This is a genomic window from Enterobacter cloacae complex sp. 6730903 (genome assembly GCF_048283985.1).
Taxonomy (GTDB): domain Bacteria; phylum Pseudomonadota; class Gammaproteobacteria; order Enterobacterales; family Enterobacteriaceae; genus Enterobacter; species Enterobacter hormaechei_C.
In genome coordinates, this window is sequence record NZ_JBLVXX010000006.1 from 24,481 (window position 1) to 37,193 (window position 12,713).

Annotated in this window: 11 protein-coding genes; 9 read left to right on the forward strand and 2 right to left on the reverse strand. The window is 57.1% G+C overall.

What is annotated here, in order from left to right:
- Window positions 1-58 precede the first annotated feature (58 nt).
- From ligB to etk, 8 genes are all read left to right on the forward strand, one after another.
- The gene (gene ligB, locus ACNQ0W_RS04450; protein ID WP_062933115.1) at window positions 59-1,729 is read left to right on the forward strand and encodes an NAD-dependent DNA ligase LigB; all 1,671 of its coding nucleotides are present in this window, start codon (window positions 59-61) and stop codon (window positions 1,727-1,729) included.
- 707 nt (window positions 1,730-2,436) lie between these two features.
- Window positions 2,437-2,733, forward strand: coding sequence for a hypothetical protein (locus ACNQ0W_RS04455; RefSeq protein WP_017383628.1), 297 nt, complete (start codon window positions 2,437-2,439; stop codon window positions 2,731-2,733).
- A 115-nt stretch (window positions 2,734-2,848) separates the two neighbouring features.
- Entirely contained in the window at window positions 2,849-3,493 is a 645-nt protein-coding gene (locus tag ACNQ0W_RS04460) for a YjbF family lipoprotein (protein ID WP_062933116.1), read from the forward strand.
- The gene (locus tag ACNQ0W_RS04465; RefSeq protein ID WP_063613832.1) at window positions 3,490-4,227 is read left to right on the forward strand and encodes a capsule biosynthesis GfcC family protein; all 738 of its coding nucleotides are present in this window, start codon (window positions 3,490-3,492) and stop codon (window positions 4,225-4,227) included. The genes ACNQ0W_RS04460 and ACNQ0W_RS04465 overlap by 4 nt, the downstream gene beginning before the upstream one ends.
- Window positions 4,227-6,320: a YjbH domain-containing protein gene (locus ACNQ0W_RS04470; protein WP_074135699.1), complete on the forward strand. Its 2,094-nt coding sequence runs from the start codon at window positions 4,227-4,229 to the stop codon at window positions 6,318-6,320. The genes ACNQ0W_RS04465 and ACNQ0W_RS04470 overlap by 1 nt, the downstream gene beginning before the upstream one ends.
- Window positions 6,321-6,363: 43 nt before the next feature.
- On the forward strand, window positions 6,364-7,497 hold the full coding sequence (locus ACNQ0W_RS04475; RefSeq protein WP_023295705.1) for a polysaccharide export protein: 1,134 nt from the start codon (window positions 6,364-6,366) through the stop codon (window positions 7,495-7,497).
- A complete protein-coding gene (locus ACNQ0W_RS04480) occupies window positions 7,485-7,928 on the forward strand; it encodes a protein-tyrosine-phosphatase (protein WP_045348436.1) in 444 nt (147 codons plus the stop codon). Before ACNQ0W_RS04475 ends, ACNQ0W_RS04480 begins: the two co-directional genes overlap by 13 nt.
- A 22-nt stretch (window positions 7,929-7,950) precedes the next feature.
- The gene (etk, locus tag ACNQ0W_RS04485) at window positions 7,951-10,128 is read left to right on the forward strand and encodes a tyrosine-protein kinase (RefSeq protein WP_062933119.1); all 2,178 of its coding nucleotides are present in this window, start codon (window positions 7,951-7,953) and stop codon (window positions 10,126-10,128) included.
- Between the two features lie 26 nt (window positions 10,129-10,154).
- On the opposite strand, the gene ACNQ0W_RS04490 is transcribed toward etk, so the two are convergent.
- Together ACNQ0W_RS04490 and ACNQ0W_RS04495 are read right to left on the reverse strand one after the other, a co-directional pair.
- On the reverse strand, window positions 10,155-10,772 hold the full coding sequence (locus tag ACNQ0W_RS04490; RefSeq protein WP_015570045.1) for a trimeric intracellular cation channel family protein: 618 nt from the start codon (window positions 10,770-10,772) through the stop codon (window positions 10,155-10,157).
- 208 nt (window positions 10,773-10,980) lie between these two features.
- The gene (locus ACNQ0W_RS04495) at window positions 10,981-11,844 is read right to left on the reverse strand and encodes a YicC/YloC family endoribonuclease (RefSeq protein WP_252047442.1); all 864 of its coding nucleotides are present in this window, start codon (window positions 11,842-11,844) and stop codon (window positions 10,981-10,983) included.
- Window positions 11,845-11,969: 125 nt separating this feature from the next.
- Between ACNQ0W_RS04495 and rph the strand changes: the two genes are divergently transcribed.
- Entirely contained in the window at window positions 11,970-12,686 is a 717-nt protein-coding gene (gene rph / locus ACNQ0W_RS04500) for a ribonuclease PH (protein WP_015570044.1), read from the forward strand.
- Window positions 12,687-12,713 lie beyond the last annotated feature (27 nt).

Sequence of the window (12,713 nt, forward strand, 5' to 3'; positions counted from 1 at the left end):
CAGCTGGTCTGCGGCTCCCGGGCAGGGTATACCCTTCGCAAAACAGGGAGGGGTAATAATGGTGAAATGGATAAGCATACTGATGATCTTCTTAAGCAGCGGGGCGATGGCAATGTGCCCGGTCTGGTCACCGGCTAAAGCCGGGCAGGAGATCGCGGCCCTGAAGGCGCAGCTGACCCGCTGGAATGAAGATTACTGGAAGCAGGGCAGCAGCGAGGTGAGTGACGACGTTTACGACAGGCTTAACGCCCGCTTAAAACAGTGGCAGCGCTGTTTTCACGATGAGCCGCTGCACGACGATCGCCCTGCCGCCAGCGGGACGGTGAAGCATCCCTTCGCCCATACCGGCGTGCATAAGGTAGAGAGCAAGCAGGCGCTTAGCCGCTGGATGGCGACGCAGCAGGAGCTCTGGGTACAGCCAAAGGTGGATGGTGTTGCGGTCACCCTGGTCTACAAAAACGGCAAGCTGGCGCAGGCGATTAGTCGGGGCGACGGCTTACAGGGGGAAGAGTGGACGGCACAGGCGCGAATAATTCCCGCTATTCCGCAAACGCTGGCCGGGCCGCTTGCCAACAGTGTGTTGCAGGGTGAACTTTTTCTGCTGCGCGAGGGGCATATCCAGCAGCGGATGGGAGGGATGAACGCGCGTGCGAAGGTAGCGGGAGCGATGATGCGCGCGACCGATCGCGCAGCGCTGAAGCAGACAGGCATTTTTATCTGGGCCTGGCCGAACGGCCCAAAAGCGATGAAAGCACGCCTTTCCGCGCTGGCGGAGGCAGGTTTTACCCTGACGGCCCGCTATACCCTGCCGGTTAAAAACGTGGCTGACGTGGAGGCGCAGCGGACGGCCTGGTTTAAGGCTTCGTTGCCCTTCGCCACGGATGGCATTGTGGTCCGCGCCTCGGCAGAGCCGCCGGGTGAGCAATGGCTGCCGGGGGAAGGGAGTTGGGTCGTCGCATGGAAATACCTTCCTGTGGCCCAGGTGACGGAAGTCAAAGCGATTCACTTTACCGTTGGCCGTACCGGGCGGATCACCGCGATTGCGCAGCTTGAGCCGCTGATGCTCGACGATAAACGTGTACAGCGCGTCAGCTTAGGGTCGGTTAACCGCTGGCAGAGGCTGGATATTGCCCCCGGCGATCAGGTGCTGGTAAGCCTGGCGGGACAAGGTATTCCCCGGCTGGATAACGTGGTGTGGCGCAATGTGGATCGCCGTAAACCGCAGCCGCCCTCATCGCGCTATAACGGTTTAACCTGTTTCTATGCCTCTCCGGAGTGCATGGAGCAATTTTTTGCCCGGCTGACGTGGCTAAGTTCCAGGCAGGCGTTAGATATCGAAGGAGTGGGCGAATCAGGATGGCGGACCCTCTATCAGGCGCATCGGTTTGAGCACCTCTTCTCCTGGCTACAGCTCACGCAGGCGCAGCTCACCGCGACGCCGGGGATATCGGCATCGCATGGCGCTGCGCTGTGGCATCAGTTTAACCTGGCGCGGGAGCGTCCTTTTATCCGTTGGATCACCGCGATGGGAATACCGCTGGCCCGGTCGACGCTCAGGGCGGCAGGGGATCGCACCTGGCAGGCGCTGAGTCAGCGAAGCGAAGCGGAGTGGCGGATGCTGCCGGGTGTCGGGCAGGAGAAGGCCCGCCAGGTCGTAAACTGGCTGCATCAGCCTCAGATTGATGCCCTGGCAAAATGGCTGGCCGCAGAGCACATCGGTGGATTTTAATCGGCATGCGCTCCTGAACAGACTGGCGAGGGGGCACATACTTCCGCTGCCGTGAAATAGCGTATTTATGAGACGCGGTTTATATACGCAATAATTATGAATATAAATGAATCATTCATGATGAATATATTTTGAGGAAATATTATTCCCCATCCCAATTTCAGGATTTGCTCTGCTTGCGTTTTTATTTTCTTCGAGAGAGCGGCTTAATTGATCTCAATCACTATTAATCGAGAGCAATAGCCGGGAATGAAGGGGTTATAGGTGATGCAGCCTGTATGCTGAACGAGGTGTTGCTTTTAATTTCAGTAAGTTAAGTGTTTTATTAATAATATGTTGAGTTTTTCCTGGTTAACAATTGGTCATATTTATTCTGCCGGAAATCATTGCGTCAAATTATTATAAGAATTATCTTATCCAAAATTTTTAAGGTAGTTACCGCTGGGGTGCATTTCGCATCACTTCTGCGTTTTCCTTTCTTTTTGCACCCCGTGAGGGAGTTAACTATCTGAACTCCAATTGAAGCAATTAAGGGTACCGAAATATATCCTGGCGGTTTATATGCGCTGGTGTTCAGAGCCCAGGGCTTTTACATGGATGATTTTCCGTCCCTGTCGGGCCGGAATTCAGCCCCGGGCTTTATGCCCGTTAACCGGGACCTGGTTTCCAGGTGCTCATATTTTCCTTCATTTGAATGAGGACCAAAAATGAAAAGGACGCTTTGTACAGTGCTGACGGCACTCACGCTGGCGACTGCCCTGCCTGCTATAGGCGCTACCACCGAAGCAGGTAGCACCAGCGCAGCAACAACCGGTACAACAACCGGAGCAACGGTGGGAACTACCGCTGGCACTACGGGAGGACTGGCGGCAGGTGCGATTGGGACAACCGCTGTTGTCACCACCGCTGCGATTGCCGGCGTAGCGACGTTAGCCGTTGTCGCGGCAAGCGACAGTGGCGATGACTCAGGCAATGGTACTTCCACGACGACAGTTACCCGCTAAGGCTGGTGCGCAAGGCGATATAGCTTTGCGCTGAACAGCGCAACGACTTGACCCGGTGGCGATATCAAAGCCGGGTATTTAATTGATTTCAATGTTATTTAATCAAGGATTTCTGGTGAGACTGTTTATTCTGCTCATCATGACTCTGCTGATCCAGGGATGTACGCCGAGCCAGCAGAGCATTATTGAGACCTTTAACGCCAGCCTGGACGGGCGCCAGGATGTGACGGTAACGGACGGGCAGATTCAGGCGCTCCCATACTCAACCATGTACCTGCGTCTGGATAATGGCCCGAGGATCCTGGTGGTTCTCGGATACATCGAACAGGGAAACAGTAAATGGTTATCGCAGGATAATGCAATGATCGTCACGCATAACGGTCGCCTTATCCACACGCTCAAGCTCCCTTATAACCTGCTTGAGGTAACCAACCTTGAGCACGATCCGCTGCGCCACACGCCGCAGCTCCGCGACGGCAGCCAGTGGTCGCGCGATGTGCGCTGGCAGGAAGAGGGGCGGTATCGCTCCGCACACCTGACCTCGCGCTTCTCCCTGAGCGGGATTGAAAACCTGACCCTTGCCGGAAACACGCTACGTTGTCAGGTCTGGCAGGAGACGGTGCAGGCCGACGGCCTCGATCGTCACTGGCATAACACCTTCTGGATTGATTCCGCCACCGGGCAGGTACGCCAGAGCGAACAGATGCTCGGCGCGGGCGTATTCCCTGTCGCCATGACGATGTTGAAGCCCGCCCCATGAACAGACTCAGAAAATGGTTACCTGGCGTAGGGCTATCTCTCTTCAGCCTGTCCGCCTCATGCGCAAGCGTCGTTACCGTGCATCAGCCGGGCAAAACGTGGTCTGCTGAACCGGCTGATACGCTCTCCCGGCTGGTCACCCAGCCGCAGCTGAGCAACGTCTGGTGGCAGGGCGCTGTCATCGCAACCCCTTCCGCCACGCGGCGCGCGCAACAGACGCAACAGCAGGTGCTGGCGTCGCTTTCAGCCTGGCAGAATCGCGCCGATGACGAGCGGATCGCGACCATTCGCGCTGTCGCTGCACAGATCCGCTCCCTGCGGATCGTCGGGCGGCAGTTTGTCAGCCTCGATCCAGACGCCGTGCGTACCGACGCCCGCGGCGATCGTTCCCTTGAGGGCCGTTACGATCTGTGGCTCTCGCCTGCGCCCCGCACTGTCACGCTGATGGGGGCGGTCGCCACGCCGGGGAAACTGGCCTGGCGACCGGGCGCAAGCATCAGGGATTACTTACAGGGGCAGCTGCGGCTGGCTGGCGCCGACAGGAATCACGTGACCGTTATCGATCCTGACGGCAGTACGGTTGTTGCGCCAGTGGCGTACTGGAATGCACGCCATATTGAAGCAGAGCCGGGCGCTGTTCTGTGGGTGGGGTTTGATCCCCGGGCGGTGCCGGACGATTTTACCGATCTGAATGAGCAAATCGTTGCGCTCCTGACGCGGCGGATACCTGACTGATGAACAAACTTTTTTTACTGAGCGGCCTTGCTCTGGCGATCTCTTCTGCCTGCCACGCGGAGCTGCGTACCTGGCCCGATCCGACCGGACCGTCACAGTCCGACTTTGGCGGCACCGGCCTGATGCAAATGCCCGACGCGCGCTTTGGCCGGGAAGGGGAATTCAGCATCAACTACCGCGATAACAACCAGTATCGTTTTTACTCCTCTTCGGTCGTGCTCTTTCCGTGGCTGGAAGGGACGATTCGTTATACCGACGTCCGCACCCGCAAATACAGCAGCGACGAGGATTTCAGCGGCGATCAAAGCTACAAGGATAAGTCGTTCGACTTTAAGGTTCGTCTGTGGGAAGAGGACTATAGCCTGCCGCAGGTAGCGCTCGGCAAGCGCGATATTGCGGGCACCGGCCTGTTCGACGGTGAATATCTGGTTGCCAGTAAAATGGCCGGACCGGTCGATTTTACCTTTGGAATAGCCTGGGGATATCCCGGTAATAGCGACAACGTGGGTAACCCGCTGTGCCACGACAACAATAAGTATTGCACCCGCGGCGAATCACATGATGCCGGGGATATCAGCTTTAGCGATATGTTTCGTGGTCCGGCGTCGCTGTTTGGCGGACTCCAGTATCAGACACCCTGGCAGCCCCTGCGCCTGAAGCTCGAGTATGACGGCAACAATTATGCCGATGATTTTGCCGGCTCCATTAAGCAGTCGAGCCATATTAACGTGGGGGCGGTCTATCGCGTTGCCGACTGGGCCGATCTCAACCTCAGCTACGAGCGCGGCAATACGCTGATGTTTGGCTTCACCCTGCGGACCAATTTTAACGATCTGCGCCCCGCGCTGCGTGATAACCCGAAACCGGCCTGGCAACCGGCACCGGCAGGCGAGACGCTGGACTATACCTCGGCGGCAAACCAGCTCACCGCGCTTAAGTACAACGCAGGCTTCGATGCGCCGGAGATCCTTCAGCACGGCAATACCTTATACATGACCGGCGAACAGTATCGCTATCGCGATCCGCGCGAAGCGGTGGATCGCGCCAACCGTATTCTGATCAATAACCTGCCCGACGGGGTCGACACGATCGCTATCACCCAGCGGCGTGACCATTTGCCGCTGGTCACGACGCAAACCGACGTCGCCAGCCTGCGCAAACAGCTGGCGGGAGAGCCGCTCGGCCAGGAGGAGGCGCTCAGGCAGCAGCGCGTCGAGCCTGTGGATACTACAGCGTTCGGGCGCGGCTACCGTATTCGCGCCGATCGCTTCAGCTACAGCTTCAAACCGACGCTGGCGCAGTCGCTGGGCGGTCCGGAAGATTTCTATATGTTCCAGGTGGGGGTGATGGCCAGCGCCAGCTACTGGCTGACCGATCGTCTGCTGCTCGACGGCGGCGTGTTCGCCAACCTCTATAACAACTACGACAAGTTCAAATCCTCGCTGCTTCCCGCTGACTCCAGCCTGCCGCGAGTCAGAACCCATATTCGAGATTATGTCAGCAATGACTTCTACATCAACAACTTACAGGCCAACTATGTCGATGCGCTGGGGCACGGCTTCTATGCCCAGATTTATGGCGGCTACCTCGAAACCATGTACGGCGGCGTGGGAGCAGAGGCGCTCTGGCGCCCGCTGGATAGCGACTGGGCGCTGGGCGTGGATGCGAACTACGTCAAGCAGCGCGACTGGGACGACATGATGCGCTTCACCGACTACAGCGCGCCAACCGGATTTATCACCGCCTACTGGAACCCGGCGAAGCTCAACAGCGTGCTGATGAAGCTGAGCGTCGGGCAGTACCTGGCGAAGGATAAAGGCGCCACCCTCGACGTCGCGAAGCGATTCGACAGCGGCGTGACGGTAGGCGTCTGGGCGGCGCTGACCAACGTCTCGAAAGAGGATTATGGCGAAGGTGGCTTTAGCAAAGGCTTCTACATCTCGATCCCGCTTGATCTGATGACGATCGGCCCAAATCGCAACCGGGCGGTGGTCTCGTGGACGCCTCTCACGCGTGATGGCGGCCAGATGTTAGGCCGTAAATATCAGCTCTATGACATGACGTCAGAACGCGAAACCCCGGTAGGGCAGTAGTACCGGATGAAACAGGCATTACTTAACCAGATGATTTTCCTGAATGAAAAACGTTAAATTTTCCGTGCTTGCGTTGGCTATGATGGCGTTAAGCGGTTGTACTATCGTACCGGGCCAGGGACTTCGCACCCAGGGCAAAGATATTATCGATCTGCCTGACAGCAATTACGATCTGAATAAGATGGTCAACGTCTATCCGCTCACGCCGGGGCTGGTGGAGCAGTTGCTGCCTGGCAAAGTCGACTCCCGCGCGAATCCTGAACTGGATCGCCAGCTCCAGAACTACCAATATCGCATCGGCGTCGGCGACGTGCTGATGGTTACCGTCTGGGACCACCCGGAGCTGACCACCCCCGCAGGTCAGTACCGTAGCGCCAGCGATACGGGCAACTGGGTAAATGCCGATGGCACGATCTTCTACCCCTATATCGGCAAAATCCGCGTCGTCGGCAAAACGCTGGCCCAGGTGCGCGATGAGATCGCCGCCCGGCTGGACTCTGTGATTGAGAGCCCGCAGGTGGATGTCAGCGTCGCGGCGTTCCGCTCGCAAAAAGCCTACGTGACGGGCGAAGTGGCTAAGTCGGGCCAGCAGCCCATCACCAACATTCCGTTGACCATAATGGATGCGATCAATGCGGCAGGCGGCCTGACGTCGGAGGCGGACTGGCGCCACGTGGTGCTGACCCATAACGGCCAGGACACGCACATTTCTCTCTACGCGCTGATGCAGCGCGGCGATCTCACCCAGAACAAACTCCTCTATCCGGGCGATATTCTCTTCATTCCCCGTAATGACGACCTGAAAGTGTTTGTCATGGGCGAGGTGGGTAAACAGAGCACCCTGAAGATGGACCGTAGCGGCATGACGCTGGCGGAAGCGCTGGGTAATGCGCAGGGCGTGAATCAGGATATGGCCGACGCCACGGGGATCTTTGTGATTCGTCCGTTGCAGGGCAAGCAGAACGGCAAAATCGCCAACGTCTACCAGCTTAACGCCCGGGATGCCACCGCGATGGTGTTGAGCACCGAATTTCAGCTTGAGCCTTACGACATCGTCTATGTCACCACCGCGCCGCTGGTGCGCTGGAACCGCGTGATCTCTCAGCTTGTGCCGACCATTACCGGCGTACATGACCTGACTGAAACAGGGAGATATATCAGAACATGGCCAAACTAACGTTTAACGCCATCCTGGTGATCTGTACCGGCAATATCTGCCGCTCTCCCATTGGGGAACGGCTGCTACGCCGGCTGCTTCCCGCCGCCCGGGTCGATTCAGCGGGAACGTGTGGCCTGGAAGGGAGCACCGCCGATTCACAGGCGACAGAGATCGCCGCCGAACGCGGCACCCTGCTTGAGGGCCACGTGGCGCGCAGGCTCACCCCCGCCATGGTGCGCGATTACGATCTGATTCTGGCGATGGAGCTGGAACATATCGAGCAGGTCACGGCTATCGCACCGGAGGCGCGCGGCAAAATGATGCTCTTTGGTCACTGGACGGGCAGAAAAGAGATCCCGGACCCCTACCGTAAAAACCGGGACGCATTTGAATATGTTTATGGGCTGCTGGAGCAGGCCAGTCTGGAATGGGCGAAACGGCTCAGTTAATCACACGGGATAGTTACGTTTTATGTCAACAAATAACCTTCACGCCCATGATGCGTCTGCCGCGAATAACGAGATCGATCTGGTGCGCCTGTTGGGTGAGCTGCTCGACCACCGAAAATTTATTCTCATCCTTACCGCGCTGTTCACGCTGGCGGCACTGCTTTATGCGCTCTTTGCCACACCGGTTTATCAGGCCGATGCGCTGATACAGGTGGAGCAGAAACAGGGCAACGCGCTACTCAGTAACCTTAGCGAGTTCATCCCTGACTCCTCGCCAGAGTCGGCGCCGGAGCTTCAGCTTCTCCAGTCGCGCATGATCCTCGGTAAAACGATTGATGACCTGAACCTGCGCACGCAGGTAAGTGAAAACTATTTTCCCCTTGTCGGACGCGGCTGGGCGCGGCTCATCGGCCAACAGCCTGGCATCGTCGATATCCGTATGCTCAATCTTCCCCCTGTCGCGGGCCGGGCGCAAAAGCTGACGCTGACCGTCGGCGAGAAGGGCCACTATCAGCTGGAAGGCGATAACGTGACGTTACAGGGCGTAGTGGGACAGCCGCTGAGCGCGGCGAATATCGCCATTACCATTGCCGCTATCCAGGCGAAGCCGGGTACGCAATTTACGATTACACAGCTGAGCGAGCTGGAGGCCATTGACGCGCTACAGCTGCGTTTTTCCGTGAGCGAGCGCAGCAAGGACAGTGGGATGCTTGGCCTGACCATCACGGGGGAAGATCCCGATGAGATGGCGCGCGTGCTTAACTGCATCGCCGATAACTATTTACAACAGAACGTGGCTCGCCAGGCGGCGCAGGATGCGAAAAGCCTGCAATTTTTGAAGCAGCAGCTTCCGCAGGTGCGCAGCGAGCTGGACCAGGCCGAGGAGAAGCTCAACCGCTATCGCCAGCAAAATGACTCCGTTGACCTGAACCTGGAGGCAAAAGCGGTGCTGGAGCAGATTGTAAATGCGGACAATCAGCTCAATGAACTGACCTTCCGGGAAGCGGAAATTTCGCAGCTCTACAAAAAAGATCACCCCACCTACCGGGCGCTGATTGAGAAACGCCAGACGCTGGAGCAGGAAAAAAACCGCCTGAATAAACGGGTATCGTCCATGCCGTCAACCCAGCAGGAGGTGTTGCGCCTGAGCCGTGATGTGGAGTCGGGACGCGTTATCTACCAGCAGCTGCTTAACCGCGAACAGGAGCTGAGCATCGCCCGGTCGAGCGCAATTGGTAACGTCCGCATTATCGATCCGGCCGTGACCCGGCCGCAGCCAGTCAAGCCGAAAAAAGCGCTGGTCGTCGTTCTGGGGGTTCTCCTGGGTCTGTTCGTCTCTGTGGGCTGGATCCTGGCGCGCAGTATGCTGCGTATGGGCATTGAAACGCCGGAGCAGCTGGAGGAGCATGGGATTAACGTCTATGCCACCGTACCGCTGTCGGAATGGCTGGCTAAAAAGATGCGTTTGCGCAAAAAAGACTTTATGTCCTCAGGGCTGCGCCATAAAACCAAACATATCCCCTTCCTGGCGGCGGATAACCCGGTCGATCTCTCCGTGGAGGCGATTCGCGGCCTGCGCACCAGTCTGCATTTTGCGATGATGGAGTCAGCGAACAATATACTGATGATCTCTGGCGCCACGCCTGACAGCGGTAAAACCTTTGTCAGCAGTACCCTGGCGGCCGTCGTGGCGCAGGCGGGCCAGAAAGTGCTCTATATTGATGCGGATATGCGTCGCGGGTATGCCCATGATCTGTTTAAGCTCGACAATACCTGCGGCTTGTCAGAAATGTTGTCCGGTAAGGCGGAGTATACCCAGGGCGTTCAGACCTTCGATAAAGGCGGATTCGATACCATCGTGCGCGGGCCGATCCCCCCTAATCCGGCGGAGCTTCTGATGCATACGCGTTTCCAGCAGCTGCTGGACTGGGCGAATGAACGCTACGATCTGGTGATTATCGATACGCCACCGATCCTGGCGGTCACCGACGCGGCTGTTGTCGGCCGTCGCGCAGGCACCACGCTGCTGGTCGCCCGCTTCGGGATGAACAGCGTGAAGGAGATGCTGGTCTGTGTACAGCGTCTGGAGCAGAGTGGCGTCAATACCAAAGGGGTGATTCTCAACGGCGTCGTTAAGCGGGCAAGCAACGCTTACGGCTACGGCTATCATCACTACGGTTACAACTATTCGAGTAATTGATTATCCGGCGCCTGCCCGTTCTGACATTAATGCGCATTGTGTTTGTAATGAAAAACGGGCAGGCCCAGCTTAAGGCGCAATGCCAGCATACGCGCGGTGAAGCCAAACAGCAGGGTGGAGATAACAACCACATCGTGGCTGGTGACATAGTGCTGCAAGGCGACATAAAGCACTGCCGCGGCAAAGGAGATGCCGGCATACAGTTCCTTCTGGAAAACCAGCGGGATACGCTTGCAGAACATATCCCGCAGCACCCCGCCAAACACGCCCGTGATCACGGCAGCGATGGTGGCGATAACCGGGCCTTCACCCATATCGAGAGCGATTTGTGCGCCAATGATGGAAAAAACAATCAGCCCAAGCGCATCCAGCACCAGGAACACGCGGCGCAGATGAGGCATCACCGGGGCCACAATCGTGGTTAGCACGGCTGCCGTTGCCACGATAATGACGTACTCAGGGTTTTTTACCCAGCCGAGCGGATAATGGCCAAGCAGGATATCGCGCACGGACCCGCCGCCGAGCGCAGTGGCTGTGGCAATGATAATCACGCCGAAGGTGTCCATACGGCGACGTCCGGCAGCGAGCGCGCCGGTCATGGCTTCTGCGGTAATGCCAATAAGATAGAGAATGTGAAGCAGCATAAACCCTCCGGAATGAAGAGGAGGAGATTAGCGATTTGTGCGGAAGATCACGATTGAGATTTTCTAAGGCGAGGGGGTTTGCCCTACAGAAATTTATCAACGCATGCCTGGCGGGCTTGTGATAAGGCGGCAGGAAAAGAAATTAAGGCTAAATAAGGATTAGAAAAAGTAATGGGTGGTGTGCGAGGCAACACCACCCTGAAAGGAATTACTCGATATTCTGGATCTGCTCGCGCATCTGCTCAATCAGGACCTTCAGTTCAATCGCTGAATTGGTTACCTCTGCATTGATAGACTTAGACGCCAGCGTGTTCGACTCGCGGTTGAACTCCTGCATCATAAAGTCGAGACGGCGGCCTACCGCTTCTTTCTTCTTCAGAATGTTGTAGGTCTCTTTAACGTGCGCTTCCAGACGATCCAGCTCTTCAGCCACGTCCACACGTTGCGCCATCAGCACCAGCTCTTGTTCCAGACGGTTGTTTTCCAGCTGGACTTCCGCCTCTTCCAGTTTGGCGACAAGACGCTCACGCTGCCATTGCAGCACTTCTGGCATATGAGCGCGCACTTTAGCGACTTCGGCGCTCACGCCTTCAAGGCGTTGCTCAATCATCGCTTTCAGCGCCTGGCCTTCGGTTTCGCGGGCAACGATAAAGTCGTCCAGCGTGCCGTCGAGTGCAGCCAGGATTTCAGCGGTAATCGCGTCCAGATCCTGCTCTCCGGCGGCCATCACGCCAGGCCAGCGCAGAATATCAACCGGGTTGATCTCGCCTTCATCGCTCTGCATTTTGACCCAGTTCGCCGCATTAACCAGGTGTTTCGCCAGTTTTTCGTTCAGGATCAGTTCGCCCTGCGCGCTGGCATCGGGCTCAAAACGCAAATTACATTCCACTTTCCCGCGGGTCAGACGCGTACGGATACGCTCACGTACCACAGGCTCCAGGCTGCGGAACTGTTCCGGCATACGGAAATACGTTTCCAGATAGCGCTGGTTTACCGAGCGCATTTCCCAGGTAGCGCTACCCCAGCTACCCTTGATTTCACGCCGGGCGTAGGCGGTCATACTGCGGATCATAGACATTCCCGTTTTTAAAGGAGAGATGGGGGGATTATAGCTTTCAGGGGCTTCTCAGGATAGGAATAAGCGTCCTTTATCCGTATAATGCGCAGCCACATTCGTTTCAAGCCGGAGAATCCATCATGCGTCCAGCAGGTCGTAGCGCCAACCAGGTGCGTCCCGTCACCCTGACCCGTAACTATACAAAACACGCTGAAGGCTCCGTGCTGGTTGAGTTTGGTGACACCAAAGTGCTTTGCACCGCGTCCATTGAAGAGGGCGTGCCTCGCTTCCTGAAAGGCCAGGGCCAGGGGTGGATCACCGCCGAATACGGTATGCTGCCGCGCGCAACCCATACCCGTAATGCCCGTGAAGCGGCAAAAGGTAAGCAGGGCGGCCGTACTATGGAGATCCAGCGCCTGATCGCGCGTGCGCTCCGCGCCGCGGTTGACCTGAAAACGCTGGGTGAGTTCACCATCACGCTGGACTGCGACGTGATCCAGGCCGATGGTGGCACGCGTACGGCCTCTATTACCGGCGCCTGTGTGGCGCTGGCAGATGCCCTGAACAAGCTGGTTGCCGCCGGTAAGCTGAAAACCAACCCAATGAAAGGGATGGTTGCTGCTGTCTCCGTTGGTATCGTTAACGGCGAAGCGCTTTGCGATCTGGAATACGTTGAAGATTCTGCCGCAGAAACCGACATGAACGTGGTGATGACCGAAGATGGTCGCATCATTGAAGTGCAGGGTACGGCAGAAGGCGAGCCATTCACCCACGAAGAACTGCTCACCTTGCTGGCGTTGGCCCGAGGGGGTATCGAATCTATTGTAGCGACGCAGAAAGCGGCGTTAGAAAATTGATTTTAAGGCGACCAATGAGTCGCCTTT

Coding starts and splice junctions, on each gene's coding strand:
- ligB (WP_062933115.1), top strand. CDS start 59: ATGGTGAAATGGATAAGCATACTGATGATCTTCTTAAGCAGCGGGGCG.
- ACNQ0W_RS04455 (WP_017383628.1), top strand. CDS start 2,437: ATGAAAAGGACGCTTTGTACAGTGCTGACGGCACTCACGCTGGCGACT.
- ACNQ0W_RS04465 (WP_063613832.1), top strand. CDS start 3,490: ATGAACAGACTCAGAAAATGGTTACCTGGCGTAGGGCTATCTCTCTTC.
- ACNQ0W_RS04470 (WP_074135699.1), top strand. CDS start 4,227: ATGAACAAACTTTTTTTACTGAGCGGCCTTGCTCTGGCGATCTCTTCT.
- ACNQ0W_RS04475 (WP_023295705.1), top strand. CDS start 6,364: ATGAAAAACGTTAAATTTTCCGTGCTTGCGTTGGCTATGATGGCGTTA.
- ACNQ0W_RS04480 (WP_045348436.1), top strand. CDS start 7,485: ATGGCCAAACTAACGTTTAACGCCATCCTGGTGATCTGTACCGGCAAT.
- etk (WP_062933119.1), top strand. CDS start 7,951: ATGTCAACAAATAACCTTCACGCCCATGATGCGTCTGCCGCGAATAAC.
- ACNQ0W_RS04490 (WP_015570045.1), bottom strand. CDS start 10,772: ATGCTGCTTCACATTCTCTATCTTATTGGCATTACCGCAGAAGCCATG.
- ACNQ0W_RS04495 (WP_252047442.1), bottom strand. CDS start 11,844: ATGATCCGCAGTATGACCGCCTACGCCCGGCGTGAAATCAAGGGTAGC.
- rph (WP_015570044.1), top strand. CDS start 11,970: ATGCGTCCAGCAGGTCGTAGCGCCAACCAGGTGCGTCCCGTCACCCTG.